A 25,607-nucleotide genomic window follows, 5' to 3' on the forward strand; every position below is an offset into this window, starting at 1 on the left:
AGCGCCTTGTGCCGGATCCCGCTGCTCAGTCCGTCGTGGGCACCCATCGCGCAGGGCGCTTCTCGCGGAAGGACGCGATGCCCTCCTGTCCCTCCTCGCTGGCGAAGAACCGGGCCGAGAGCTCCAGCAGCGAGTCGAACTGCAGCGCCGGCGTCCGTGCCCGCAGCAGCCGCTTGGTCTCGGCCAGCGCGGCAGGCGCTCCGGCGGTCAGGTGCACCAGCTGCGCGCGCACCTCGCCATCCACGTCGGCGTCGGGGACGACGAGGTCGACCAGCCCGCCCGCCGCGGCCGTCTCGGCGTCGAAGACCTGGCCGGTGAGCATCAGCCGGTGCGCGATGTGCGGCACCATCCGGGGGAGGACGACGGCCGAGATGACGGCCGGGACGACCCCGATCCGCACCTCGGAGAACGCGAAGGTCGCCGCCGCGCCGGCCACGACGACGTCGCAGGCGGCCAGCAGGCCGACCCCGCCCGCGCGCGCCGGTCCGCGGACCACCGCGACCACCGGCTTCGACGCCTTCCAGATCGCCTCGAGCAACTCGGGGAACTCGCGCACGCCCTGGTCCTGCACCCCGCCGCCGGCCGCCTCGGCGAGGTCCATCCCGGAGCAGAACACCCGGCCGGTGTGGTCGAGGACGACCACTCGCACGGCGTCGTCGGCGAGCGCGTCGCGCAGCGCCGCGCCCAGCTCGGCCCGGAGAGCCCGGGAGAGCGCGTTGCGGTTGGCGGGGGAGTCCATCGTCAGCGTCGCGACGCCGCGCGCCACCTTCACCTGCACCACACGGTCGGAGGTCACAGCGGCATCCTGCCGGGCCGCGGCGCCGGCGCGGGACACTGGAGCAGATGAACACCGTCCTGCCGCTGCTGCCGGCCCCCGGCGTGCCGGCCGGGTCGCCCGGACCCGACGCGCTGCCCGACCGCGCCCGGACCGGGCTGACGACCACGCCGTTCGGCCTCTACGTGCACGTGCCGTTCTGCGCGACCCGCTGCGGTTACTGCGACTTCAACACCTACACCTCCGACGAGCTGGGCCCCGGGGCGAACCGGTCGGAGTACGCCGGCACCGCGATCACCGAGCTGCGCCGCGCCGCCGCGACCCTCGGCCCGGACCTGCCGACCGTCTCCACGGTGTTCGTCGGCGGCGGCACCCCGACCCTGCTGCCCGCCGACGACCTGGCCGCCGTCCTGGGCGAGATCCGGGACCTGTTCCCGGTGACCGACGACGTCGAGGTGACCACCGAGGCGAACCCCGAGACGGTGGGCCCGCAGTCGCTCTCGCGGTTGCGCGAGGCCGGCTTCACGCGGGTGAGCCTGGGCATGCAGTCCGCCGCCGAGCACGTGCTCGCCGTCCTCGACCGGCGGCACACCCCGGGCCGGGCCGTCGAGGCCGCGCACGAGGCCCGGGCCGCCGGCTTCGAGCACGTCAACCTCGACCTGATCTACGGGACGCCGGGGGAGACCGACGACGACTGGGCCGCCACGCTCGACGCCGTCCTCGCGAGCCCGGTCGACCACGTCAGCGCGTACGCGCTGATCGTCGAGGACGGCACCCGGCTTGCGCGGCGGATCAGCCGCGGCGAGCTGCCGATGCCCGACGACGACGTCCTCGCCGACCGCTACGTGCAGGCCGACGCGACCCTGACGAAGGCCGGCCTCGCGTGGTACGAGGTGTCGAACTGGGCGACCGGTGACGCCGCCCGGTGCCGGCACAACGAGCTGTACTGGGCCAACGCCAACTGGTGGGGCGTCGGGCCGGGGGCACACAGCCACGTCGGCGGCGTCCGCTGGTGGAACGTCAAGCACCCGGCGGCCTACGCCGACCGCCTCGCGGCCGGGCTGAGCCCCGCCCAGGACGCCGAGGTCCTGGACGACGCCGACCGCGCGCTGGAGACGATCATGCTCGGGCTCCGGCTCCGCGACGGCCTGCCGCTGACGGCGCTGTCGGAGACCGGTCGCGACCGCGCGAGGGACTCCGTCGCGCGCGGACTGCTCGAACCGAGCGCCCACGAGGCGGGCCGCGCCGTCCTCACCGACCGCGGCCGGCTGCTCGCCGATGCCGTCGTCCGCGACCTCACGGACTAGCCTTCCGTTCCCAGTGCCGGACGGGCAGGCTCGGTGGCATGGGACGGTTCGACGTGCTGCGCCGCATCGAGCGGCTGGACCCGGCACGCGACTTCGTCGAGATCTACCGGTTGATGGGCTCCTACGAGTTCCCGTGGGACATGACCCAGGCGCTGAGCTTCGCGCTCTTCCGCACCTACGCCGTCCCGAGCATCGGGGCGATCCTGGCGCAGACCGGCGAACTCACCGCCCGCCCGCAGAAGCGCTACGACGACACGGTGCTGATCCTGGACGCGGTCATCGAGCACGGGATGGACAGCCCCGAGGGCCGGACGGCGATCCGCCGGATGAACCAGATGCACCGCGCCCACGACATCGGCAACGACGACCTGCGCTACGTGCTGGCCACCTTCGTGGTGACGCCGATCCGGTGGGTGGACGCGTACGGCTGGCGCCGGATGACCGAGGTGGAGCGGATCGCGAGCGCCAACTACTACCGCGCCCTCGGCCGGCGCATGGGCATCCGGGGGATCCCGGCCACCTGGCAGGCGTTCGCCCGGCTGCTGGACACCTACGAGCGCGAGCACTTCGGCTTCGATCCGGGCGCCCGGACGGTGGCCGACGCGACCCTCGCGCTGCTGGCCACCTTCCCGCCGAACCACCTGCTCCCGGAAGGCCTCGTGCGGCGGATCTCCCTCGCCACCATGGACCCGTCGCTGCTCGACGCGTTCGACTTCCCTCAGCCGGGCCGCACGCTCCGCCGCGTCGTCCGCACGGGACTGCGGGCGCGGGGACGCGTCGTCCGGTTCCTGCCGCCCCGCCGCGACCCGTTCTTCGCCCGTCAGCTGCCACAGATCCGCAGCTATCCCGATGGTTACGACGTGGCCGGTCTCGGCACCTTCCCGCCGGGCTGCCCCGTGCCCCATCCCCGGGGCGCCGAGCGCGAGAAAGCCCCGGCCTCATCCGAATGGGCGGTTCCGGATCGCCTCTCGTGAGCTAGGGTCCTCGTTCCGGCAACGGCGCCGGGGTGATCGGTGGGGGTGGTCGACGGTGGACGCAGCAGTGTTCCGCGCCGTGGGCTTTCCGCCAGGTCTCCGCAAAGCCGTTCCCGCGCTGTCGGGCGGCATGCTGCTCGCGCTGGCGATGAACCGGCGCGCCCGCGGCCTGAGAGGACTCGACGTCCTCCGCCGCAGCCAGGACAGGGCCCCGCCGCAGTTCTCCTGACTCCCTCCGGAGTCCGCGACCCGCCCGTCCTGACGCGCCACCACCGGTGACCGCGTCTTCCCGCGTTGCCCCAAGGAGATCTGCATGTCCGCCAGCCTCGACACCTCGTCCCGCTTCCGCGCCCTGCTGGAGAGCCAGCGCGCCGGCTGCGCGCACCAGCGCGAGGAGGCCCTCGCCGAGTGCGCGCAGTCCGTGCCCGACCCGGTCGCGCAGCGTCGTGCCGCCGACCTCCAGGTCACCCTCGGCGAGATCGACGCCGCCCTCGCCCGCATCGAGGCCGGCACGTACGGGGCGTGCACCCAGTGCGGCAGCCAGATCCCGGAGGAGCGGCTGGAGCTGCGCCCCTTCGCCAGCCGCTGCGTCGCCTGCACCAGCGCCCGCTGACCCCACCCACCTGACAGCTGTCAGGTGCTCATCGCAACGTTCCGCACTACTCGCGGGCGGGCGGCCGGACCACGCTGATCGCGTGACCCGACCGCCTGCCCTCGAGATCTCCGGCCTGACCGTCCGCTACGGCGACACCGTCGCCGTCCACGGTCTGGACCTCGCCATCCCCGCCGGTTCCACGGTGGCCCTGCTCGGCCCGAACGGGGCCGGGAAGTCCACGATCGTCAACGCCGTCCTCGGCCTCCTTCCGACCGCTGCCGGCAGCGTCCGCATCCTCGGCCGCCGGCCGGCCGATGCCGTCCGCGCCGGCAGCGTCGGCGCGATGCTGCAGCACGGCGGCCTGCCCAGCGAGGCGCGCGTCGGCGAGGTGCTCGACCTCGTCGCCCGCAGCTTCCCGACCTCCTGGCCGCTGGACGACCTGGTCGCCACGGCCGGCATCGACGGCCTGCTCGGCCGGCCGGTCGAGGCGCTCTCCGGCGGCCAGCGCCAGCGGGTCCTCCTGGCACTCGCCCTGGCGGGCGCGCCGCCGCTGCTGCTCCTGGACGAGCCGACCTCGGCCATGGACGTCGAGGGCCGCCGGGCCTTCTGGACGACGATGCGCGGGCTGGCCGACCGCGGGCACACCGTCGTCTTCGCCACCCACCACCTCGAAGAGGCCGACGCGGTCGCCGACCGGGTGGTCGTCGTCGCCGGGGGCCGGGTGATCGCCGACGGTTCCGCGGCCGACGTCAAGGCGACCGCGGCGCGCCGGATCAGCTTCACGGCTGTGCCGGATCGCCGCTTCGACGACCTGCCGGCGGTGACGGCGACGAGCCGGCAGGGCGGCACGCTGACGCTCACCACCGCCGACGCCGATCTCACCCTCCGCGCCCTGCTGGCCGACGGCGGCCGGCTGCCCGACCTCGAGGTGCGGGGCGCCAGCCTGGAGGACGCCGTCCTCGCGCTCGTCTCGACCGGCCGCTCGTCCTCGAACGGAGTTCCGCGATGAAGCCCCTGCTCGCCTTCCAGCTGCGCCGCGTCGGCCGCAACCGTCAGTACCTGCTGTTCACCGTGCTGCTTCCGGCGCTGTTCACGGTCTTCTTCACGAAGATCTTCGGTGGCCTGGCCTCGGGGCCCGCGGGCTACCAGGAGGAGGCCACCCGCTACATGGTCTCGATGATGGCCTACGGCGGGCTGGGTGCCGCCCTGGGCGCGACGATCCGGCTGTCCTTCGACCGGGCGTCGGGCTGGCTCCGCCAGCTGCGGATCACGCCGGTGCCGCAGAGCCGGGTGCTCGCCGTCGACGTCGCCGTGGGGGCGCTCCTCACGCTGCCGAGCCTGGTGACCGTCGCCCTGGTCGGCCGCTTCGTCAACGACGTCCAGCTGGGCCTCGGCACCTGGCTGGCCCTCGTCGGCGTCCTCTGGGCGGGGGCCATCACCTTCGTCGCGCTGGGGCTGCTCCTCGGGCTGGCGCTGGAGGAGCGGGCGGCGGGCGGCGCGATGGGCTTCGTGGGCGTCGTGCTCGCCGCGCTGGGCGGCCTGTGGGCGCCGGTCGAGGTGTTCCCCGACTCGATGCGGACCCTCGCGCACGCCATGCCCTCCTACTGGTACGCCGAGTTGGGACGGGACGTGGCCGCGGGCGCCGGCCCGACGGCGCAGGCCGTGCTGGTGCTGGCCGGGTTCACGGCGGTCTTCGCCGCGCTGGCCGCCCTCGTCGCGGTCAGGCGTCCGCTGTACGCCGTCGCCGGATGAGGAGCGTTACGGTCCGCGGCGTGAACCCGTCGATCCGGTGGCGGCGCGTCGGTTGGGCGCTGCCGTGGCTGCTGTTCCAGGCCTTTCCGATCGCCGACCTGGTGACCACGGACCGGCCGGCACTGGTGCGCGTCGTCGCCGGCGCCGGCCTGCTGGTGTTCACCGCCGCCTACCTGTCCGTCTTCGGCCGCTCGTTCGGGTCCGGTCCGGTCCGCGCCCGTCCCTGGGCCGAGTTCGTCCTTCTCGCGGTGCTCGGCATCGCCCTCGCTGCCTGGCTCGGACCGGGCTGGGCCGGCTTGATGATCTACCTCTCGTCGGCCGCGGCCGCAGGGCTGCCCGAGCGGTGGGTGTGGCCCGCGGTCGTCGGCGCCGCGGGCGTCTGCACCGCCGTCCTCGCCGCCCACGACCTCCTCGGCGACGTCTTCGTGCTCCCGGTGCTCTGCCTGCTGACCGGGTTCGCCATCCAGGGGACGCGGCACCTCGTGTCGGTCAACTCCGAGCTCGTCGAGGCCCGCGACGAACTCGCCCGGAGCGCGGTCGCCGAGGAGCGGATGCGGTTCGCCCGCGACCTGCACGACCTGCTCGGGCACAGCCTGTCGCTCATCGCGCTGAAGAGCGAGCTCGCCGGTCGGCTGGCCGAGCGGGACCCGGTGCGCGCGCGGCAGGAGATGGCCGACGTCGAGGCGGCCGCCCGGCGGGCCCTCGCGGAGGTCCGGGACGCCGTCAGCGGCTACCGGCAGGTGAGCCTCGCCCAGGCGCTGGCGGAGGCACGGTCGGCCCTGTCGGCCGCCGGGATCACGCTGCGGACGCCGCCTCCGGGAGAGCCCCTGCCCGCGGCCGTCGACGCGGTGCTGGGCTGGGTCGTGCGCGAGGCCACGACCAACGTGCTGCGGCACAGCGGCGCGCGCGAGGTCACCGTCGAGGTCTCGACGGACGACCGGGGCGTGGTCCTCACCGTGTCCGACGACGGCCGGGGCGGCGCCGGTACCGCGGGCGCTGGGCTGTCCGGCCTCACCGAGCGGGTGACGGCCCTGGGCGGACACCTCGACGCGGGGCCTGCCGCCGGCCGCGGGTTCCGGCTGGCCGCCCGGCTGCCGCTCAGCGCCACGGAAGCGGCGGTGAGGCGATGATCCGGGTGCTCATCGCCGAGGACCAGTCCCTCGTCCGGGGTGCGCTGCGGGCCCTGCTCGAGCTGGAGGACGACGTCGAGGTCGTCGCCGAGGTCGGCCGAGGGGACGCCGTGGTCGACGCCGCCCGCGAGCACCGCCCGGACGTGGCGCTGCTGGACATCGAGATGCCCGGCGGTGACGGCATCGAGGCGGCCCGCGCGCTGGCCACCGCCGTCCCGGAGTGCCGGGCGGTCATCCTCACGACCTTCGGGCGGCCGGGGTTCCTGCGCCGGGCGATGGAGGTCGGCGCCGCGGGCTTCCTGGTGAAGGACGCGCCGGTGGCCGAACTCGCCCAGGGCATCCGCGCGGTGATGGCGGGGGAGCGGGTCATCGACCGCGACCTCGCCGCCGCCGCGCTGGCGATCGGCGCCACCCCGTTGTCCACTCGCGAGGCCGACGTCCTGCGGGCGGCCGCGGGCGGTGCCACGGTCGCCGACATCGCCGGTCGGCTGTTCCTGTCGGAGGGGACGGTGCGCAACTACCTCTCCTCGGCGATCGGCAAGACCGGCGCCCGCACCCGGGTGGAGGCCGCCCGCGTGGCCGAGGAGAAGGGCTGGCTCTAGGTCGGCTGCAGCCCGACGAGTCAGTCCTCCAGCGAGCGCACGACCAGTGAGAAGGCGGCGAAGAACGCGCTGGTCGCCGCGGCCCGCATCGCAGTCGCTCGGCCGATGGCCTGCGCTGATCCGAGGGCGGTCAGCGTGTCCACGACGTTCATCCCCGCCGACACGGCCAGCATCCGGTCGGTCTCCTCCCTCGTCCGTGCGGTGGAGGACCAGGCGGCGAGCGCGAGCATCCGGCTCCCGAACAGGCGGAGCAGCTGTGTGGTGTGCGGCGTCGGCGGGACGCCATAGGTGGCACCCAGCGCCCGAGGCGCCAGGACGCCGGCGGCCCCGAAGACGACGGCGCCTCCGGTGAGTGCCTGCACCAGCGTCCCCCTCGACATACCCAGCGCTGTCGATGCCATCTCGATCCCCTCTGCCGCCCGAACTGCCCCGGTCCTCGAAGCAGGGTGCTCTCGATGGCGCCGGCCGTACAGGTGCTCCGCCGCGAAGCGGCGAGGTTCAGACCCGGCGGGGGTTGGGGACCGGCGGCTGGGTGGGGATCGACGCGGTGGCCGGCCCGGACGGCGCCTCGACAGGGGTCAGCGAGTCGAGGTCGAGCACCCGGACGTGGATCACGTTGCGCTGCTGCAGCGCCGCCCGGAGTGCGCGGTGCAGGCCGTCCTCGAGGTAGAGCTCGCCGTGCCACTGCACCGCGTGGGGGAACAGGTCGCCGTAGAAGGTGGAGTCGTCGGCGAGCAGCGCGTCGAGCGCCAGTTCCTTCTTCGTCGTCGTCAGCGTGTCCATCCGCACCTGGCGGGGCGGGATCATCGCCCAGTCGCGCGTGGACAGGCCGTGATCGGGATAGGGGCGGCCGTCACGAACCGATTTGAAGATCAGGGAACCGACCTCCGCTCTCTGCCCCGCGGGGAGGCGCCGACCGGTCCACCCTAACCGCCGGAACTGTGCGGTGCCCATGCCCCGTACGGCCCCGTCCAGAGGCTCGCCGCGAGCTTGCGAGCGGTCCGATGGCCTCGGTGCAGGATCCTCCCGCGAGCCCGCGAGTGGTGGGGGCAGCGAGGTCCTTCCGGGGGTCCTCGATCCGCGAGCCACGCGACGAGGCGCCGTCCCGGACGTATGCTGGCTTGGCACTCGGTCCGTGCGAGTGCCAGATCCGGGCGTGTCCCGGAGGCGCCGCACGGCACGTCGACCGGTACGGGGAGGTGTCACCGTGGCGCACGACGAACGCCGCCTGGAAGTCCTCCGGGCCATCGTCCAGGACTATGTCTCGACCAACGACCCGGTAGGCAGCAAGGCCCTCGCCGAGCGCCACGACCTCGGCGTGTCACCGGCCACCATCCGCAACGACATGGCGGTGCTGGAGGAGCAGGGCTACATCACCCAGCCGCACACCAGCGCGGGGCGGGTGCCCACCGACAAGGGCTACCGGCTGTTCGTCGACAAGCTGTCCGCCGTCAAGCCGCTGTCAGTGGCCGAGCGCCGGGCGATCGAGCGGTTCCTCGACGGCGCCGTCGACCTGCACGACGTGCTCGGCCGCAGCGTGCGGCTGCTCGCCCAGCTGACCCGGCAGGTGGCCGTCGTCCAGTACCCGACGCTGTCGCGCAGCGCCGTCCGCCACCTCGAGGTCGTGCAGGTCGCGGCCGCGCGGCTGATGCTGGTGCTCATCACCGATACCGGCCGCGTCGAGCAGCGGGTCGTGGACTGTCCCGTGGACGTCGACGCCGAGGCCGTCGCCGAGCTGCGCACGTTGCTGAACTCCGCGTTCCACAACGTGAAGCTGATCGACGCCGGGGGCAAGGTGCCCGACCTGCTCGACACCGCGCCGGAGCACCTGCGGGGCCTTGTCGCCACCGTCAGCGCCACCCTGCTGGAGACGCTGGTCGAGCCCGGTGAGGACCGGCTGGTCATCGGCGGCACGGCCAACCTCGCCCGCGGCAACGCCCTCGACTTCCCCGGCACGGTGCGCCCCCTGCTGGAGGCCCTGGAAGAACAGGTCGTGGTCCTGCGGTTGATGGCTCAGGTGGACGCGAGCACGGTGCTCGTCCGGATCGGTGAGGAGAACGCCCACGAGGCGCTCACCGGGGCATCCTTCGTGTCCGTCGGGTACGGCTCCGACAACCGCGCCCTCGGTGGGCTCGGGGTCGTCGGGCCCACCCGCATGGACTATCCGACGAACATGGCCGCGGTTCGCGCCGTGGCCCGCTACGTCGGCCACCTGCTGGCCGAGAGCTGAGGCTGAGACTTCTTCATGGCAACCGACTACTTCGGCGTGCTGGGCGTTGCCCGCGGTGCCAGCGACAGCGACATCAAGCGCGCCTACCGGAAGCTGGCGCGCGACCTGCACCCGGACGTCAACCCCGATCCCGGCGCCAAGGAGCGCTTCCAGGAGGTCACCCGTGCGTACGAGGCGCTGACCGACCCCGAGAAGCGCCGCATCGTCGACCTCGGCGGCGACCCGTTCGACACCGCCGGCGGCGGGGGAGCGGGGGGCTTCGGGACGGCCGGTTTCGGTGGCCTCGGCGACATCATGGACGCGTTCTTCGGCGGTGCGGCGACGCGCGGCCCGCGCAGTCGCACCCGCGCCGGGCGCGACGCCCTCATCCCGATCGAGCTGGAGCTCGACGAGACGGTCTTCGGGACGACGAAGGACATCACCGTCGACACGGCAGTCCTGTGCACCGTCTGCACCGGCGCAGGCACTGCACCCGGCACGCACCCGACGACCTGCACCACCTGCTCCGGCCGTGGTGAGGTGCAGAGCGTCCAGCGCGGTTTCCTCGGACAGGTCGTCTCCAGCCGCGTCTGCCCCACCTGCGCCGGCACCGGCCAGGTCATCCCCGAGCCCTGCCCCGAGTGCGCCGGCGACGGCCGCGTCCGCTCGCGCCGCACGCTGCAGGTGAAGGTGCCCGCCGGCGTCGAGGACGGCATGCGGATCCGGCTCACCGGCCAGGGCGAGGTCGGCCCCGGGGGCGGCCCCGCCGGCGACCTGTACGTCGAGATCCACGAGCGGCCGCACGACGTCTTCACCCGTGACGGCGAGGACCTGCACTGCCGGGTCACGCTGCCGATGACCTCGGCCGCCCTGGGGACGACGCTGAGCCTCAAGACCCTGGACGGCGAGGAGGACCTCGACATCCGCCCCGGCACCCAGTCCGGCAGCGTCCTGACGCTGCGCGCGCACGGTGCCCCGCGGCTGCGAGGCACCGGCCGGGGCAACCTGGTCGTGCACATCGAGGTCTCCACGCCCACCCGCCTGGACGCCGAGCAGGAGAAGCTGCTGCGGGAGCTGGCGGCGCTGCGCGGCGAGGACCAGGCCGACTCCCACCGCGAGGCCCAGGGCGGGCTGTTCTCCCGGGTCCGCGACGCGTTCAACGGGCGCTGAGATGACCAGTCCCGGCGCGGCCGCCGTCCCCGAGCTGGGCGGCGCACCCATGTTCATCGTCCCCGGCCTCGCGGAGTCCGACGAGCTGCTCGTCGACGGCGCCGAGGGCCGGCACGCGGTCGAGGTGCTGCGGCTCTCGCCGGGGGAGCGGGTCCGGGTCGGCGACGGCCAGGGCACGGTCGCCGACAGCGAGGTCCTCAGCGCCGGTGCCGACGGTCTGCGCGTGGCCGTGGTGCAGCGGTTCGAGGTGCCGGCACCGGATCCGGAGTTCGTGCTGGTGCAGGCGCTGCCGAAGGGCGACCGCGGTCCGCTTGCGGTCGACCTGGCCACCGAGCTCGGCGTGGACCGGATCGTGCCGTGGGCCGCCTCGCGCTGCGTGACCCGCTGGCGCGACGACCGGATCGCCAAGGGCGTGGCGAAGTGGCGGGCGGCGGCGCACGCGGCCAGCAAGCAGTCCCGCCGTCCGCACGTCCCGGAGGTCACCGACCTCATGACCACCCGCGAGGTGTGCGGGCTGCTGGCCGACGTCGACCTCGCGCTGGTCCTGCACGAGCAGGCCCGTCGTCCCCTCGCGGAGCTGGACATCCCGACGTCGGGGACCGTGGCGATCGTCGTCGGCCCCGAGGGCGGGCTCACCGACGGCGAGGTGGTGGCCTTCCGCGCCGCCGGCGCGCAGGCCGTGCGTCTGGGCGCCGAGGTGCTGCGCACCTCCACGGCAGGTGCCGCCGCCCTCGCCGCCCTGTCGTCGTCCACCCGCTGGAAGTAGCCGCCGCCCCCTGGTGATCAGGTGACCTGATCACCAGGGGTCCTGGCTCACCGTCGACGCTGAGCCAGGACCACACAGGGTGAGCCAGGACCGCCTCAGCAGCACCGTGCGATCGGGTTCTTCTCCGCGGCGTCGGTCCGCTGTCGCTCGAAGTCGTAGCGACTCATCGGCGGGTGCCCGTGCTCCGCGCAGTGCTCCAGGTACCGGTCCCAGTTCGCCTCTCCGGTGAACTCGCGCAGGTACCAGCGCACGCCCTGCCAGGCGCGGCCGACCCCCGCCGTCACGGTTGCGGCCTCCCGCCCGCGCCGGAGCCGACCAGCCGCTCGTGCTCGGCGATGGCGCGCTTCTCCTCAGGAGTCGGGAAGAGCCCTGCCGGCTCGACGAGGTTGGACGGCGTCGGCGGTTCCTCCGTCGTCGGCAGCTGGCCCGCCCGGATCGCCCGCATGATCACCACGAGGGCGTTGGCGACCACGACGAGCGTCAGCAGTGCGAAGACGGACTGCAGGATGCCGTTGAGGGTGGAGTTGAAGATGACCTGGTCCATCTGCCCCTGGTCCTGGGCGGGCGCCAGGACCTCCCCGGCGTTCTGGGCGTCGCGGTACACCTGCGCCTGGGTGAAGTAGCCGACCCTCGGGTCGCCGGAGAAGACCTTCTGCCAGCTCGCGGTCATCGTGACGACGAGGTCCCAGGCCAGCGGGATCCCGGTGACCCAGGCGTAGCGGAGCTTCCCGTGCTTGATCAGCAGCACCGTGCAGAGCGTGAGCGCGATCGCGGCGAGCAACTGGTTGGCGATGCCGAACAGCGGGAAGAGCTGGTTGACCCCGCCCAGCGGGTCGGTGACGCCGATGTAGAGGACCGAGCCCCAGAGGCCGACGACCACCGCGCTGGCGATGATGTTGCCCGGCCGCCACGACAGGTCACCGAAGCGCTTCCAGACGTTGCCGACCGTGTCCTGCAGCATGAAGCGGCCCACGCGGGTGCCGGCGTCCACGGCGGTGAGGATGAACAGCGCCTCGAACATGATCGCGAAGTGGTACCAGAACGCCTGGCCACCCCCGCCGAACGCCTGGCTGAACACCTGCGCGAGGCCCACGGCGAGCGCAGGAGCGCCGCCGGTCCGCGAGATGAGCGTCTCCTCCTGGACGGCGGCCGAGGCGGCGGCCAGGTCCTGCGCGGAGGTGTCGAAGCCGAGCCCGTTGACGAACGCGGCGGCCGACTCGACGGTCCCGCCGGTGGCACCGGCCGGGCTGTTCATCGCGAAGTAGAGACCCTGGTCGATGACGACGGCGGCGATCAGCGCGCTGACGGCGACGAAGGACTCCATCAGCATGCCGCCGTAGCCGATCAGGCGGACCTGGCTCTCCTTGGCCACCATCTTCGGCGTCGTCCCGGAGGAGATGAGCGCGTGGAACCCGGACAGGGCCCCGCAGGCGATCGTGATGAAGACGAACGGGAAGAGCGATCCGGCGAACACCGGGCCGGTGCCTTCCCGGGCGAAGTCGGTGACCGCCTCGGCCTGCAGCACCGGGCGGGCGATGATCAGGCTGACCGCCAGCAGGACGATCACGCCGATCTTCATGAACGTCGACAGGTAGTCGCGCGGGGTCAGCAGCAGCCAGACCGGCAGCACCGAGGCGACGAAGCCGTAGACGACCAGGGCGAGGACCAGCCACTCCTTGGACAGGGTCAGCGCGTCACCGAGGCCGGTGTCCTCGATCCAGCCGCCGGCCACGATCGCCAGCAGCAGCAGGGCGACGCCGATGCCGGTGGCCTCGAGCACCCTGCCCGGGCGCAGCCGGCGCAGGTAGATACCCATGAAGAGCGCGATGGGGATGGTCAGGCCGATCGAGAAGACACCCCAGGGGGACTCGGCGAGCGCATTCACCACGATCAGTGCGAGCACCGCCAGGATGATGATCATGATGGCGAAGACGGCGATCAGGGCGGCGACGCCGCCGACGATGCCGATCTCCTCGCGGATCATCTGGCCGAGGCTCTTCCCGTTGCGGCGCATCGAGAAGAACATGACCGTCAGGTCCTGGACCGCCCCGGCGAAGATCACGCCGACGACGATCCAGATGGTGCCGGGCAGATATCCCATCTGGGCGGCGAGCACCGGGCCGACGAGCGGTCCGGCGCCCGCGATCGCGGCGAAGTGGTGGCCGAAGAGCACCCGGCGGTCCGTGACGTCGAAGTCGACGCCGTTCTCCAGGCGCTCGGCCGGGGTGGCCCGCTTGTCGTCGGCCCGGAGCACCTTGTAGGTGATGAACCGCGAGTAGAAGCGGTAGGCGATCGCATACGAGCACAGCGCGGCGAAGAGCAGCCACAACGCCGAGATCGTCTCGCCGCGGGCCAGGGCCAGCACGCCCCAGCAGATCGCGCCGACGACGGCCACCGCCGACCAGATCAGCACCGACTTCAGCGACCGGCCGCTGCCGGCCGCCTGGCCGGACGGCGAGCTCCCGCCACCGGCGTCCCTGGTGATCGTTCCGGACATGAGCGCCCCCTCGCACTCCCGTCAGCGTCCCGGAGACGCCGGCCGTTTCGCAGCATAGGTACGCGGCGGAGGTCCGGCGCCCGGAGGATCCGAACCGTTATGACGGGGTGGGCGGGTGCTGCGGGCTCTAGGGTCGGGCCCGTGTCCGACTGCCTGTTCTGCCGCATGGTCGCCGGTGAGATCCCGGCCGACGTCGTCCACCAGACCGACCGGGTGTTCGCCTTCCGCGACATCAAACCGCAGGCGCCGACCCACGTGCTGGTGATCCCCAAGGAGCACCACCGGAACATCGGTGCCCTGGCCGCGGCGGATCCCGCGCTGCTCGGCGAGGTCGTCTCCGCGGCGCACGCGGTCGCCCTCCAGGAAGGGCTGGTCACCGACGGCGGCATCGAGCCGGGCTACCGCGTGGTCACCAACACCGGCCCGATGGCAGGGCAGTCGGTCGACCACATCCACCTGCACGTCCTCGGTGGCCGCGGCCTGGGCTGGCCGCCCGGCTGACCGGGACGGCGGGATGCGAGGCTGGCGCCCATGAGCGAGGCCCGAGCCCCCGTCCGCATCGAGCGGGACGGCGACGTGGCCGTCGTCGTCCTCGACAACCCGCCGCTGAACCTGTTCACGCCGGCGGTGTTCACGGCGCTGGACACCGCGGTGCGCGAACTCGTCGCCCTGACCGACCCCGGGCGGGACGACCGTGCCCGTGCAGTGCTGTTCGAGGCCCGCGGCAAGGTCGTGTCCGCGGGGGTCGACGTCACCTTCTTCCGCGACATCGCCGAGGGCCCCGATCCCGTCGCCCGGGGCGGCGAGCTCTGGGCGCAGCTGCTGCGGGTCGGTCAGGCGATCGAGGACCTCCCGGTGCCCACCGTGTTCGCCGCCCACGGGCTCGCGCTGACCGTCGCGTTCGAAATCTCGTTGTGCTGCGACATCCTGCTGGCGGCGGAGAAGGCGTCGTTCGGCCTGGTCGAGATCGTCGTCGGGCTCACGCCGTCGATAGGCGGGCCGCAGCGGCTGGCCGAGCGCGCCGGTCCGGCGCGGGCCCGGGAGCTGGTCTTCAGCGGGCAGCGCTACCCGGCCGCCGTCCTCGAGCGGTGGAACGTGGTCAACCGCGTCCTGCCGGACGAGGGCTTCGCCGAGGCGGCCCGCGCGTACGCGCACCAGGTCGCCGCGGGGCCCACCCTCGCGCACGCCGCGACCAAGCGGCTGGTGGCCACGTCCGTCCGGGACGGCGCCCGCGCTGCCGACGTCCTGGTCCCCGAGGTCTCCGGAGCGCTGTTCGCGACCGCCGATCTCCGCGGGGCGGTGGCGTCGTTCCTCTCCGACGGGCCGGGGAAGGCGACGTTCTCGGGACGGTGACCCCCGGGAGGGTGGGGGGAGGTGAGGGCGCGAAGCCGGGATTCGTGGGTGCGGACGCGGGTAGACTCGACCGGTCCGCAGTGCACCCACAGGGCATCCAGCCCGTAGCAGGAAGGCAGGGTCGAGGGTTCTTGCCCGACACCTCCCCAGGCGCATCCGCGCCGGGCGCCCACATGTCCCGTGAGGCCTCGGCGCAAGCCGCCGCCGCGGACAGCGCCTCGGCCGGAACGCCCGCTCGCTCAGCCGGATCGGCTCCGCCCGTCCGGACCACCATCACCGTTCCCGACTCCGTCTCGATGGTCGCCCTCCTGGGGTCGGCCGACGAGCTCCTCCGCCTGGTCGAGGCCGAGGTCGACGCCGACGTCCACGTGCGCGGCAACGAGATCGCCGTGACCGGGCAGCCGGCCGACAACGCCTTCGCCGTCCGGGTCTTCGACGAGCTCATCGCGCTGCTCGGCACCGGCCAGGGACTCCGGCCGGACTCGGTCCGCCGGGTCATCGCGATGCTGAAGAGCGGTGGCTCCGAGCGTCCCGCCGACGTCCTGAGCCTCGACATCATCAGTCGCCGCGGCCGCACGATCCGGCCCAAGACGCTGAACCAGAAGCGCTACGTCGACGCGATCGACCAGCACACGATCGTCTTCGGCATCGGCCCCGCCGGTACCGGGAAGACGTACCTGGCCATGGCCAAGGCGGTGCAGGCGCTGCAGACCAAGCAGGTCAACCGCATCATCCTGACCCGGCCTGCCGTCGAGGCCGGCGAGCGCCTGGGCTACCTGCCCGGAACGCTGTCGGAGAAGATCGACCCCTACCTGCGGCCGCTCTACGACGCCCTGCACGACATGGTGGACCCGGAGTCCATTCCACGTCTGATGGCGGCCGGCACGATCGAGGTCGCGCCGCTGGCCTACATGCGCGGCCGCACGCTCAACGACGCGTTCGTGATCCTCGACGAGGCGCAGAACACGACGGCCGAGCAGATGAAGATGTTCCTCACCCGGCTCGGGTTCGGCTCGAAGATCGTGGTCACCGGCGACGTCACGCAGATCGACCTGCCCGGCGGTGCGCAGAGCGGGCTGAAGATCGTCCGAGAGATCCTGGACGGCGTCGAGGACGTGCACTTCGCCAACCTGACCAGCTCCGACGTCGTCCGCCATCGCCTGGTCGGCGACATCGTCGACGCCTACGAGCGCTGGGACGCCACCCGGCAGCCCGCGGGGTCGCGATCGGCCACGGGTGCGCCGTCCCGGGGCGCCCGGCCGCGCCGGCAGGGGAGCTGAACGGCGTGCCCGTCGAGGTCGCCAACGAGTCCGAGATCGCCGTCGACGAGGCCGAGTTGGCCGGCGTGTGCCGGTTCGTGCTCGGCGAGATGCAGGTCAACCCGCTGGCCGAGTTGTCGGTGCTGTGCGTCGACGTCGAGTACATGAGCACGCTGCACGAGCGGTGGATGGGCGAGAAGGGCCCGACCGACGTGCTGGCCTTCCCCATGGACGAGCTCGATTCCGGCCGCCCGGACGACCCCGATCCCGGACCCGCGCTGCTCGGGGACGTCGTCCTGTGCCCGGCCGTCGCCGTCCGGCAGGCGCGGGCCGCCGGCCACTCCATGGACGACGAGCTCGTCCTTCTCGCCACGCACGGGGTGCTGCACCTCCTCGGCTACGACCACATGGAGCCCGACGAGGAGAAGGAGATGTTCGGTCTCCAGCAGAAGCTTCTCGAGGGCTGGCGCTCGGCACCGCGTGAGCCGGTGACCGGCGAACCCGCGAACCGGGAGCCCCGCGCCTGATGAGCTCCGGTGAGATCACGATGCTCGTGGTCGCCATCCTCCTGGTGCCGCTGGCCGGCCTCTTCGGGGCCATGGACGCGGCGATCCAGCGGGTGTCCAAGGCGCGCGTGGAGGAGATGCGCCGGGACGGCGTGAAGCGGGCCGGCGCGCTCGAGGAGGTCGTGGAGGAGCGGGCCCGGCACGTCGCCCTGCTGCTCCTGCTGCGGATCGTCTGCGAGATGCTCGCCGCGGTCCTGGTGACCGTCCTTTTCTACGACCTGTGGGGCAACAGCTGGAAGACCGTCCTCACGGCGGCCGGCGTGATGATCGTGGTCAGCTACGTGCTCGTGGGCGTCGGTCCGCGGACCCTCGGCCGGCAGCACGCCTACGGGACGGCGCTGGCCACCGCGGGTGTCGTGCGCCTGCTCGGCCGGGTGCTCGGCCCCGTGGCCACCCTGCTGATCCTGATCGGCAACATGATCACGCCCGGGCGCGGCTTCCGGGACGGCCCGTTCTCCTCCGAGGTCGAGCTGCGCGAGCTGGTCGACCTGGCCGAGGAACGCGGCGTCGTGGAGTCCGGCGAGCGCCAGATGATCCACTCGGTCTTCGAGCTGGGCGACACCATCGCCCGCGAGGTCATGGTGCCGCGCACCGACGTCGTCTGGATCGAGCGCACCAAGACCGTCCGCCAGGCACTGGCGCTGGCCCTGCGCAGCGGCTTCAGCCGGCTGCCGGTGATCGGCGAGAACGTCGACGACGTCGTCGGCGTCGTCTACCTCAAGGACCTGGTGCGCCGGTCGCAGAACTCCACGGACCAGCGCGGTCCGCGGGTCGACGAACTGATGCGCCCGCCGACGTTCGTCCCGGAGTCCAAGCCGGTCGACGAGCTGCTGCGCGACATGCAGGCGCAGCGCGTGCACATCGCGATCGTGGTCGACGAGTACGGCGGGTTCGCGGGACTGGTCACCATCGAGGACATCCTCGAGGAGATCGTCGGCGAGATCGCCGACGAGCACGACGCGTTCCAGCGGCCCCCCGTCGAGGAGCTGGCCGACGGCTCGATGCGGGTCACCGCCCGGCTGCCGGTCGAGGACCTCGCCGAGCTGTTCGACGTCGAGCTGCCGGAGGACGACGACGTCGAGACAGTCGGCGGCCTGCTCGCCCGCGAACTGGGCCGGGTGCCGATCGAGGGCGCGTCGGCCGAGGTCGGCGGGCTGCGGCTGGTCGCCGAGAGCACCGGCGGACGACGCAACCGGATCGACACCCTGCTCGTGTGCCGCGTCGAGCAGATGCCCGAGGCCGACGCCGCCGAGGAGCCGCGCGGATCGTCGGGCAAGGGGGCCACCCGCTACGAGGAGCCGGCCCCGGTGGAAAGCTGACGTCCCGTGTCTGAACTCCAGCCCGAGGACGCCAAGCTCATCACCCTCGCCCGCTCGGCCCGTGGCCGCACCGGTGCGCCGGAGGGGGCGGCGGTGCGGGACACCGACGGCCGCACGTACGTCGCGGCCACGGTCTCGCTGCCGTCACTGAAACTCTCCGCTCTGCAGGCAGCGGTCGCCGCCGCCGTCTCCAGCGGGGTCGAGGGGCTGGAGGCCGCCGCGATCGTCTCGGCCGCCGACGCGGTGGAGCAGGAGGGCCTCGCTGCCGTCCACGACCTCACGCCGTCCGCCCCCGTGCACCTCGCCGGCCCCGACGGAGCCCTGCGGACCTCGGCCTGATCACCATCACCGGGCCCCGCCCTCGGCCCTGAGTGCTGAGCAGCTCGCTACAGCCGCTGCATCGACGCCGTGGCGCCCGAGGCGCCCTGTCGAGGCCGCGTACAGCGGGGGAGCTAGCTCCGCGACTGCCGATGGAGGGGAGTGTCGAGCGCGGCCGCGAAAGCCGCGGGGTCGCGGATCCAGCGGGTGAACGCCAGCTCGGTCACGGCGTCGTCGGCCAGGTGCCGGACGGCGACCCGCCTGCGACCCGGCAGCCATCCACCGCGTCGTGCGGGCCGGGGCCAGTCCGCCGGGACGTCGCCCACCTGCACCTCGCGGACGAACGCGAGCGGGACGATGGCTGACGTCCGGGTACGCGTCGCCGGTACGTCGGCGGACAGGCCGTGGTCGGTCACGGTGAAGCGGCCGATGTTGAACAGCAGCACGAGGAGCCCGAGGCCGAGCGCGAGGGGCGCCTCGTCGACCACGGCCGTCCAGCCGCCGCCCCATGCGAAGGCCCCTAGCCAGAGCCCGACGATGACGACGACGACGGCGATCGGCGTCGGGCGCGGCGGGTCGTACTGCCAGTACCGCAACGGTGCCGGCACGGGAGTGGCGGAGCGGCGGGGACCGTGGCCGGCCAGGAAGGCGTAGCCGCGGAGCTGCTGCTGGTGCAGGGTGCGCTCCTTGGCCGCACGCCCTGCGAGTCCCGGATGCCGCGCCATGTCCCGATCATCCCAGCCGCTTCGCGAGTGGTGGCGGGCGACGTCGGCACCCGGTGGGAGACTGGCGGCGTGAGCCTCCCCGAGCAGTCGCCGCACCGCAGCGGCTTCGTCGCGCTGGTGGGCCGCCCCAACGCCGGCAAGACGACGCTGACCAACGCCCTGGTCGGCGAGAAGGTCGGCATCGTCAGCAACCGCCCCCAGACCACGCGGCACGCGATCCGTGGGGTGGTGCACAAGCCGTCGGGCCAGATCGTCCTCGTCGACACCCCCGGCCTGCACAAGCCGAAGAGCCTGCTGGGCAAGCGGCTCAACGACGTCGTCCGGGACACGCTCTCCGACGTCGACGTGATCGTGTTCTGCATCCCGGCCGACCAGCCGGTCGGCACGGGCGACGCGTTCATCGCCCGGCAGTTGCGGGAGGTGAAGGCGCCGATCGTCGTCGTCGTCACCAAGACCGACGCCGCCTCGAAGAAGCAGGTCTTCGAGCAGCTGGTCGCCGTGAGCAAGCTGATCGAGGGAGCCGCCGAGGTGGTGCCGGTGAGCGCGGTCAGCGGCGACCAGGTCGAGCTGCTCGAGGACCTGCTGATCAAGCTCCTGCCCGAGGGCCCGCCGCTGTACCCGGAGGAGCAGACCACCGACGAGGACACCGAGCGCCAGATCGCGGAGCTGATCCGCGAGGCGGCGCTGGAGAAGGTGCGCCAGGAGGTTCCGCACTCCCTCGCGGTCACCATCGAGGAGATGATCCGCCGCCCGGACTCCAAGCGCGGCGGGGGCGAGCTCGTCGAGGTGCACGCGCTGCTGCACGTCGAGCGGCAGAGCCAGAAGCCGATGCTGCTGGGCAAGGGCGGGCAGATCATCAAGGCCATCGGCAGCGAGGCGCGGGTCGGCATGGAGACGCTGCTCGGTGCACGCGTGCACCTGGAGCTGCACGTCACGGTGCTCGGCGAGTGGCAGGACGACCCGAAGAAGCTCAACCGGCTGGGCTACTGATGAGCCTCACGCCCAAGTCGCTGTACCGGGACGAGGGCATCGTCCTGCGCACCCAGAAGCTGGGCGAGGCCGACCGCATCATCACCGTGCTCACCCGGCGGCACGGCAAGGTGCGCGCGGTCGCCAAGGGCGTGCGCCGGACGAAGAGCAAGTTCGGCTCGCGGCTCGAACCGTTCAGCCACGTCGACCTGCAGCTCTACACCGGCCGCAACCTCGACATCGTCAACCAGGCGGAGTCGATCCGGTCCTACGGCAACGACGTCGTCGACGACTACCCGGCCTACACCGCCGGCACCGCGGTCCTCGAGACCGCCGACCGGCTGACGTCGGAGGAGAAGGAGCCGTCGCTGCGGCTGTTCCTCCTGGTCGTCGGCGCGCTCCGGTCCCTGGCCGACCGCACCCATCCGGCGGGGCTCGTGCTCGACGCCTTCCTGTTGCGGGCCATGTCGGTGGCCGGCTGGGAGCCGGCGCTGTCGGACTGCGCACGCTGCGCCGAGCCCGGGCCGCACCGGCACTTCTCGGTGCCGGCCGGTGGCAGCGTCTGCCCCGCCTGCCGCCCCACCGGGTCGGCGATGCCGAACCCGGTCACCATCGAGTTGCTCGACGCCCTGCTGACCGGTGAGTGGGACCTCGCCGAGGCGAGCCAGGGCACCAACCGCCGGGAGGCGAGCGGGCTGGTGGCGGCGCTGCTGCAGTGGCACCTGGAGCGCGGACTGCGATCGCTGGCCCTGGTGGACCGCTCGTGATCCCGTCGCTGGTTCACGCCGGGATGCGCATCCCGGCGGTCATCGGGGCCGCTGATACCGCCGCCGTGCGCATCTCGGCGCGGATCCGCCCCGGGAGCCGTTCGTGAGGCGGGAGGTCAAGGCGCCGAACCCCCACCCGTCCGGCGCCCGCCCGCCGCGGATCCCCGCCGACAAGGTGCCGAAGCACGTCGCGATCGTCATGGACGGCAACGGCCGCTGGGCGAAGTCGCGCGGCCTGCCCCGCACCGCCGGGCACGAGGCGGGGGAGTCCTCGCTGTTCGACTGCGTCGAGGGAGCCATCGAGCTCGGCATCGGGGCGATCAGCGCCTACGCGTTCTCCACGGAGAACTGGCGGCGCAGCCCCGACGAGGTCCGCTTCCTGATGGGCTTCAACCGCGACGTCATCCGCCGGCGGCGCGACGAGATGCACGAGCTGGGGGTGCGGGTGCGGTGGGCGGGTCGTCGTCCCCGGCTGTGGCGGTCGGTGATCAAGGAGCTCGAGATCGCCGAGGAGCTGACCCGCGACAACGACGTCCTCACGCTGACCATGTGCGTGAACTACGGCGGCCGGGCCGAGATCGCCGACGCCGCCGCGGCCATCGGCCGCGAGGTGGCGGCCGGCCGGCTGAATCCCGACAAGATCGACGAGTCCACCGTCGCGCGGTTCCTCGACGAGCCGGACATGGCCGACGTCGACCTGTTCGTGCGGAGTTCTGGGGAGCACCGCACCAGCAACTTCCTGCTGTGGCAGTCGGCCTACGCCGAGTTCGTCTTCCTCGACACGCTCTGGCCCGACTTCGACCGCCGGCACCTGTGGGCGGCGTGCGAGGAGTACGCATCGCGGCAGCGGCGCTTCGGCAGCGCCTGAACGGGCCGCGCCGTATCCGGTAGGCAGAAGGCCTCCTCCTCACTACGTTGCCGTCAGCCCGGGCCGGCACGGCCCGACGATGCCCTCCGAGGAAGTCCGAGAGTCATGAGCCAGCCCCCCGGTCCGTACGGTCCCTACGGCCAGCCCGCCGAGCCCCACCGCCCGAGCAACCCGTACCCGCCGCAGAGCCAGCCCGGTCCGTACGGCCGGCCCGCTCCGTACGGCCCGCCGCCCGCCTACGGACCGCCTCCGCAGGGGCCCGGCGGCTACCCGCCCGGCGGCTACGGCCGGCCGCCTCAGCCGCCGGAGAAGAAGAAGGGCCTGCTGCCCTGGATCATCGTCGGGGTCGCGGTGCTCGTCTCCGGGGTCGGTGTGGCGCTCGTGTTCCTGCTGACCGGCAAGGACGACGAGCGCCCGGCCGACAACCAGGCCGCCACCTCGACGTCCTCCAGCTCGTCGTCACCGGCCACCTCGGAATCGGCGGACAACAGCCACGACTCCGCCCACGGCGATCTGCCCGGTGGCGCCCAGGTCGTCGTGCCCGAGGACGACGGCGGCGGCCAGTTCGAGGGTTCCGGTGACGTCGCCCTCGCCTGGGTCCAGGCGCTGGCCGACGGCAACTTCCAGGACGCCTACGACATGTCCTGCGCCGAGGTGCAGGATGCGGCCGCGGCTGCGTCGGTCGGTGGCACCGAGGACCCCGCCTGGGAGCTGGCCACCTACTTCTACGAGGACACCCTGGGCGGCGTCGGCTTCACCGAGGGGACGTTCGACAGCGTCACCTACCAGGAGGCCTCGAACCAGGACATGGCCTCGTTCACGCTGCATCTGGACGACGGCAACACCTTCACGCTGCTGGTCTACGTCGGTCCGGACCTGACGGTCTGCGACTTCTTCTGAGCCGACCCGGTCAGGCGGACGTGCGCTCCGGCGGCACGTCCGCCTGATCCGTCGAATGGACCGTGCCGCGGCAGCCGGCACAGGTGCCGAAGATCTCCAGGGTGTGACTGACGTCGGCGAAGCCGTGCTCGTCGGCCACCCGGTCGGCCCACCGCTCCACCGCCGGGCCGGCCACCTCGACGGTGAGCCCGCACTCGCGGCAGACGAGGTGGTGGTGGTGCGCCGGGCTGCACCGCCGGTACAGCGCCTCGCCGGTGTCGGTGCGGATCGAGTCGAGCTCGCCGTCGTCGGCCAGCGACTGGACCGCCCGGTAGACCGTGGACAGCCCGATCGGATCGCCGGAGTCGCGCAGCCGGGCGTGCACGTCCTGCGCGCTCTGGAAACCGTCCAGGTCCTGGAACACAGCACGGACGGCGGCGCGCTGGCGGGTGATGCGGACCATGCCTCCATGGTCCCAGGTCGGCATGGCAACGTCTGCGGACGTCGTCGGTCGCGCCGGGAGGTCCCAGTGTTCGCAGTGACGCGCCTACGGGCGCAGGGGGAGGACGGCGAGGCGCTCGCCGCGGCCGTGGCGCCGCTGCTGGCCGCCCTCGCCGCCCGACCCGGATTCCGGGACGGCGAGCTCGGTCGCTCCGCCGACGACCCCGGACTGTGGGCCTTGATCACCCGCTGGGACGGCGTCGGCTCCTACCGCCGCGCCCTCTCCGCGGCCGAGGTGAAGATCACCGGCGCCCCCGTCTGGGTGCACGCCGTCGACGAGCCGAGCGTCTACCTGCCGCAGGAGGACGTCGCTTTCGGCGCTCGCGACGCGTAGGTCGGGCTCGGGCGGGCACCCCTGCACCGCTGTCCGAAGTCGCTGCCCGGAGGAGAACAGATGAGCGATCGTCCGCAGGACGACCCGCGCCTGCACGACGACCGGACACGTGACATCACGCTTCCGCCACTGCCGGACCGGCCGCCGCCGGCGCTGCCGAGGGAGTGGGCGGACCTGGCGCCGCGTCCCGACGTGCCGGCGCCGTCCGACGCCGCCCCGCCGACGGCCGGGGCGACCGCTGCGGACGCACCGACGCTGCGGGCCGTTCCCGGGGAGGACCCGCGGCTGCCCGACCAGCCCACGGACAAGGTGGGCTCGCCCCGCCTGCGTGTCCGGCCGCCCGAGCGGACGCTGGCGTTCAGCGCCCCGGAGATGGGCCGGCGGCCGGTCGACCCGGTGCACGTCGGCCGGGCACCGCGCCGGTGGCCCTGGTTCGTCCTCACCATCGTGCCGATCCTGATCATCGCCGGAGCCGGCATCGCCCTCGTCCTGCTGCTGCGCAGCTGAGCCGTCGCCCGTCCGCGTGCCCCGGCCGGATCGCACGGCGACAGCCATACGCTGCCGCCGTGGTCAGCGGAACCCGGAGGTCCAGGAGCGCTCGGAAGCGCAAGCGCCGGATGGAGCGGGTCGAGCACGACCTCAGCTCTGAGCAGTGGACGGCGCTCCGATCGGCCTGGGGTGGCTGCGCGTACTGCGGCGCGACCGGCACACCGCTGCAGCGGGACTGCGTGCTCCCCATCTCCCGGGGCGGCCGGTACACGCTCGACAACATCGCGCCGGCCTGCGGCTCCTGCAACGCCAGCAAGTGCAACGACGAGGTGACCGGCTGGCTGCGGCGCAAGCGGCTCGACGAACGCGCCTTCCTGGTGCGGCACGCCGAGATCAGGGCGGCGCTCGCCGATCGGTTCCTCACCGGCTGAGCCCGCCCGGCCGGCGCGCGGCCGAGGCCAACTACCGTGGGCTCCTCGACCGCCGACCGCCAGCCGGATGGAGCCCCTCGCCGTGAGCGACAGCACCGCCAAGCACGACCCCGCCCGCCTCGACAAGGTGGTGAACCTCTGCAAGCGCCGGGGGTTCGTCTTCCCGTCCGGCGAGATCTACGGCGGTACGCGCTCCGCCTGGGACTACGGGCCGCTCGGCGTCGAGCTCAAGGACAACATCAAGAAGCAGTGGTGGCGCACCGTCGTCCAGAGCCGGGACGACATCGTCGGCCTGGACTCCTCGGTCATCCTGCCGCGCCAGACCTGGGTGGCCTCCGGGCACGTGGGGGTCTTCACCGACCCGCTGACGGAGTGCCAGAGCTGCCACAAGCGCTTCCGGGCCGACCACCTCGAGGAGGAGTTCGAGGCGCGGAAGGGCCGGCCGCCGGAGAACGGCCTGGCCGACATCTCCTGCCCGAACTGCGGCACGAAGGGCGCGTGGACCGAGCCGCGCGACTTCAACATGATGCTGAAGACCTATCTCGGCCCGGTCGAGGACGAGTCGGGTCTGCACTACCTGCGGCCCGAGACCGCCCAGGGCATCTTCGTGAACTTCGCCAACGTCATGGGTGCGGCGCGGAAGAAGCCGCCGTTCGGCATCGGCCAGATCGGCAAGTCGTTCCGCAACGAGATCACGCCGGGCAACTTCATCTTCCGCACGCGCGAGTTCGAGCAGATGGAGATGGAGTTCTTCGTCGAGCCCGGCACCGACGAGGAATGGCACCAGTACTGGATCGACCAGAGGACGTCCTGGTACACCGACCTCGGCATCGACCGGGAGAACCTGCGGCACTTCGAGCACCCGAAGGAGAAGCTGTCGCACTACTCGAAGCGAACCGTCGACATCGAGTACCGCTTCGGCTTCCAGGGCTCGGAGTGGGGCGAGCTCGAGGGCATCGCCAACCGCACCGACTTCGACCTGTCGACGCACTCCGAGCACTCGGGCACGGACCTGTCGTACTTCGACCAGGCGACCAACACCCGCTGGACGC

At 72.8% G+C, this 25,607-nt stretch carries 31 protein-coding genes and 1 pseudogene; 25 read left to right on the plus strand and 7 right to left on the minus strand.

Annotated elements, in window-relative coordinates:
* Window positions 1–25: 25 nt before the first annotated feature.
* Complete coding sequence (locus tag E4P40_RS09030) at window positions 26–796, minus strand: enoyl-CoA hydratase-related protein (protein ID WP_135158338.1); 771 nt, start codon at window positions 794–796, stop codon at window positions 26–28.
* A 47-nt stretch (window positions 797–843) separates the two neighbouring features.
* On the opposite strand from E4P40_RS09030, the gene hemW reads away from it, so the two are divergent.
* From hemW to E4P40_RS09065, 8 genes are all read left to right on the plus strand, one after another.
* Window positions 844–2,082, plus strand: a complete 1,239-nt coding sequence (gene hemW, locus E4P40_RS09035) for a radical SAM family heme chaperone HemW (protein ID WP_135158339.1) — start codon at window positions 844–846, stop codon at window positions 2,080–2,082.
* A gap of 38 nt (window positions 2,083–2,120) precedes the next feature.
* Window positions 2,121–3,056, plus strand: a complete 936-nt coding sequence (locus E4P40_RS09040) for an oxygenase MpaB family protein (protein ID WP_135158340.1) — start codon at window positions 2,121–2,123, stop codon at window positions 3,054–3,056.
* Between the two features lie 55 nt (window positions 3,057–3,111).
* On the plus strand, window positions 3,112–3,285 hold the full coding sequence (locus E4P40_RS28010) for a hypothetical protein (RefSeq protein ID WP_167762162.1): 174 nt from the start codon (window positions 3,112–3,114) through the stop codon (window positions 3,283–3,285).
* Window positions 3,286–3,369: 84 nt separating this feature from the next.
* A complete protein-coding gene (locus tag E4P40_RS09045; protein WP_135158341.1) occupies window positions 3,370–3,669 on the plus strand; it encodes a TraR/DksA C4-type zinc finger protein in 300 nt (99 codons plus the stop codon).
* 82 nt (window positions 3,670–3,751) lie between these two features.
* The gene (locus E4P40_RS09050; protein ID WP_135158342.1) at window positions 3,752–4,660 is read left to right on the plus strand and encodes an ABC transporter ATP-binding protein; all 909 of its coding nucleotides are present in this window, start codon (window positions 3,752–3,754) and stop codon (window positions 4,658–4,660) included.
* Window positions 4,657–5,403, plus strand: a complete 747-nt coding sequence (locus E4P40_RS09055; protein ID WP_135158343.1) for an ABC transporter permease — start codon at window positions 4,657–4,659, stop codon at window positions 5,401–5,403. Before E4P40_RS09050 ends, E4P40_RS09055 begins: the two co-directional genes overlap by 4 nt.
* Before the next feature lie 20 nt (window positions 5,404–5,423).
* On the plus strand, window positions 5,424–6,533 hold the full coding sequence (locus E4P40_RS09060) for a histidine kinase (RefSeq protein WP_135158344.1): 1,110 nt from the start codon (window positions 5,424–5,426) through the stop codon (window positions 6,531–6,533).
* The gene (locus tag E4P40_RS09065; protein WP_135158345.1) at window positions 6,530–7,135 is read left to right on the plus strand and encodes a response regulator transcription factor; all 606 of its coding nucleotides are present in this window, start codon (window positions 6,530–6,532) and stop codon (window positions 7,133–7,135) included. Before E4P40_RS09060 ends, E4P40_RS09065 begins: the two co-directional genes overlap by 4 nt.
* A 20-nt stretch (window positions 7,136–7,155) precedes the next feature.
* Here the strand turns inward: E4P40_RS09065 and E4P40_RS09070 are convergent, their stop codons facing one another.
* Entirely contained in the window at window positions 7,156–7,536 is a 381-nt protein-coding gene (locus E4P40_RS09070) for a DUF4267 domain-containing protein (RefSeq protein ID WP_135158346.1), read from the minus strand.
* A gap of 184 nt (window positions 7,537–7,720) precedes the next feature.
* Window positions 7,721–8,011, minus strand: a pseudogene (locus E4P40_RS09075) (type II toxin-antitoxin system VapB family antitoxin); the annotation flags it as partial.
* Between the two features lie 331 nt (window positions 8,012–8,342).
* On the opposite strand from E4P40_RS09075, the gene hrcA reads away from it, so the two are divergent.
* The 3 genes from hrcA to E4P40_RS09090 are packed head-to-tail and all read left to right on the plus strand — an operon-like array spanning window position 8,343 to window position 11,280.
* Window positions 8,343–9,365 carry a heat-inducible transcriptional repressor HrcA gene (gene hrcA, locus E4P40_RS09080; protein WP_135158348.1) on the plus strand — a complete coding sequence of 341 codons (1,023 nt, stop codon included), beginning with the start codon at window positions 8,343–8,345 and terminating at the stop codon, window positions 9,363–9,365.
* 15 nt (window positions 9,366–9,380) lie between these two features.
* Window positions 9,381–10,514, plus strand: coding sequence for a molecular chaperone DnaJ (gene dnaJ, locus E4P40_RS09085; RefSeq protein ID WP_135158349.1), 1,134 nt, complete (start codon window positions 9,381–9,383; stop codon window positions 10,512–10,514).
* 1 nt (window position 10,515) lies between these two features.
* Window positions 10,516–11,280, plus strand: coding sequence for a 16S rRNA (uracil(1498)-N(3))-methyltransferase (locus E4P40_RS09090; RefSeq protein WP_209305233.1), 765 nt, complete (start codon window positions 10,516–10,518; stop codon window positions 11,278–11,280).
* A gap of 95 nt (window positions 11,281–11,375) precedes the next feature.
* On the opposite strand, the gene E4P40_RS09095 is transcribed toward E4P40_RS09090, so the two are convergent.
* Window positions 11,376–11,564, minus strand: a complete 189-nt coding sequence (locus E4P40_RS09095; RefSeq protein ID WP_135158350.1) for a YbdD/YjiX family protein — start codon at window positions 11,562–11,564, stop codon at window positions 11,376–11,378.
* Window positions 11,561–13,777: a carbon starvation CstA family protein gene (locus tag E4P40_RS09100; RefSeq protein WP_135158351.1), complete on the minus strand. Its 2,217-nt coding sequence runs from the start codon at window positions 13,775–13,777 to the stop codon at window positions 11,561–11,563. Before E4P40_RS09100 ends, E4P40_RS09095 begins: the two co-directional genes overlap by 4 nt.
* 141 nt (window positions 13,778–13,918) lie before the next feature.
* Between E4P40_RS09100 and E4P40_RS09105 the strand changes: the two genes are divergently transcribed.
* The 6 genes from E4P40_RS09105 to E4P40_RS09130 all read left to right on the plus strand — a co-directional run bounded on the left by E4P40_RS09105 (window position 13,919) and on the right by E4P40_RS09130 (window position 18,613).
* The gene (locus tag E4P40_RS09105; protein WP_245160220.1) at window positions 13,919–14,278 is read left to right on the plus strand and encodes a histidine triad nucleotide-binding protein; all 360 of its coding nucleotides are present in this window, start codon (window positions 13,919–13,921) and stop codon (window positions 14,276–14,278) included.
* Window positions 14,279–14,308: 30 nt separating this feature from the next.
* Window positions 14,309–15,130: an enoyl-CoA hydratase/isomerase family protein gene (locus E4P40_RS09110; RefSeq protein WP_135158353.1), complete on the plus strand. Its 822-nt coding sequence runs from the start codon at window positions 14,309–14,311 to the stop codon at window positions 15,128–15,130.
* 173 nt (window positions 15,131–15,303) lie between these two features.
* The gene (locus E4P40_RS09115) at window positions 15,304–16,410 is read left to right on the plus strand and encodes a PhoH family protein (protein ID WP_209305234.1); all 1,107 of its coding nucleotides are present in this window, start codon (window positions 15,304–15,306) and stop codon (window positions 16,408–16,410) included.
* 5 nt (window positions 16,411–16,415) lie between these two features.
* Window positions 16,416–16,916: an rRNA maturation RNase YbeY gene (gene ybeY / locus E4P40_RS09120; protein ID WP_135158354.1), complete on the plus strand. Its 501-nt coding sequence runs from the start codon at window positions 16,416–16,418 to the stop codon at window positions 16,914–16,916.
* Entirely contained in the window at window positions 16,916–18,274 is a 1,359-nt protein-coding gene (locus tag E4P40_RS09125; protein ID WP_135158355.1) for a hemolysin family protein, read from the plus strand. The genes ybeY and E4P40_RS09125 overlap by 1 nt, the downstream gene beginning before the upstream one ends.
* A gap of 6 nt (window positions 18,275–18,280) precedes the next feature.
* Window positions 18,281–18,613 carry a cytidine deaminase gene (locus tag E4P40_RS09130; protein WP_135158356.1) on the plus strand — a complete coding sequence of 111 codons (333 nt, stop codon included), beginning with the start codon at window positions 18,281–18,283 and terminating at the stop codon, window positions 18,611–18,613.
* Window positions 18,614–18,726: 113 nt separating this feature from the next.
* On the opposite strand, the gene E4P40_RS09135 is transcribed toward E4P40_RS09130, so the two are convergent.
* Window positions 18,727–19,317, minus strand: coding sequence for a hypothetical protein (locus E4P40_RS09135; RefSeq protein ID WP_135158357.1), 591 nt, complete (start codon window positions 19,315–19,317; stop codon window positions 18,727–18,729).
* A gap of 69 nt (window positions 19,318–19,386) precedes the next feature.
* Here E4P40_RS09135 and era point away from each other — a divergent pair, with 69 nt between their 5' ends.
* The 4 genes from era (at window position 19,387) to E4P40_RS09155 (ending at window position 22,821) form a co-directional block, all read left to right on the plus strand.
* Complete coding sequence (gene era / locus E4P40_RS09140; protein ID WP_135158358.1) at window positions 19,387–20,307, plus strand: GTPase Era; 921 nt, start codon at window positions 19,387–19,389, stop codon at window positions 20,305–20,307.
* Complete coding sequence (gene recO, locus E4P40_RS09145) at window positions 20,307–21,053, plus strand: DNA repair protein RecO (protein ID WP_135158359.1); 747 nt, start codon at window positions 20,307–20,309, stop codon at window positions 21,051–21,053. The genes era and recO overlap by 1 nt, the downstream gene beginning before the upstream one ends.
* 103 nt (window positions 21,054–21,156) lie before the next feature.
* Window positions 21,157–21,921 (plus strand): isoprenyl transferase, encoded by a 765-nt coding sequence (locus E4P40_RS09150; protein ID WP_135158360.1) that lies wholly within the window; start codon window positions 21,157–21,159, stop codon window positions 21,919–21,921.
* 105 nt (window positions 21,922–22,026) lie between these two features.
* Window positions 22,027–22,821, plus strand: a complete 795-nt coding sequence (locus E4P40_RS09155; protein WP_135158361.1) for a hypothetical protein — start codon at window positions 22,027–22,029, stop codon at window positions 22,819–22,821.
* A gap of 10 nt (window positions 22,822–22,831) precedes the next feature.
* Here E4P40_RS09155 and E4P40_RS09160 read toward each other — a convergent pair whose 3' ends face one another.
* Window positions 22,832–23,263, minus strand: coding sequence for a Fur family transcriptional regulator (locus E4P40_RS09160; RefSeq protein WP_135158362.1), 432 nt, complete (start codon window positions 23,261–23,263; stop codon window positions 22,832–22,834).
* 66 nt (window positions 23,264–23,329) lie between these two features.
* Between E4P40_RS09160 and E4P40_RS09165 the strand changes: the two genes are divergently transcribed.
* The 4 genes from E4P40_RS09165 to E4P40_RS09180 all read left to right on the plus strand — a co-directional run.
* Window positions 23,330–23,635 (plus strand): antibiotic biosynthesis monooxygenase, encoded by a 306-nt coding sequence (locus E4P40_RS09165; protein ID WP_245160222.1) that lies wholly within the window; start codon window positions 23,330–23,332, stop codon window positions 23,633–23,635.
* Between the two features lie 60 nt (window positions 23,636–23,695).
* Complete coding sequence (locus E4P40_RS09170) at window positions 23,696–24,142, plus strand: hypothetical protein (RefSeq protein WP_167762163.1); 447 nt, start codon at window positions 23,696–23,698, stop codon at window positions 24,140–24,142.
* Between the two features lie 59 nt (window positions 24,143–24,201).
* Window positions 24,202–24,555 (plus strand): HNH endonuclease signature motif containing protein, encoded by a 354-nt coding sequence (locus E4P40_RS09175; protein WP_245160223.1) that lies wholly within the window; start codon window positions 24,202–24,204, stop codon window positions 24,553–24,555.
* 82 nt (window positions 24,556–24,637) lie between these two features.
* A partial coding sequence (locus E4P40_RS09180; RefSeq protein ID WP_245160224.1) for a glycine--tRNA ligase occupies window positions 24,638–25,607 on the plus strand: 970 nt, incomplete at its 3' end.

This window comes from Blastococcus sp. CT_GayMR20, from assembly GCF_004570345.1.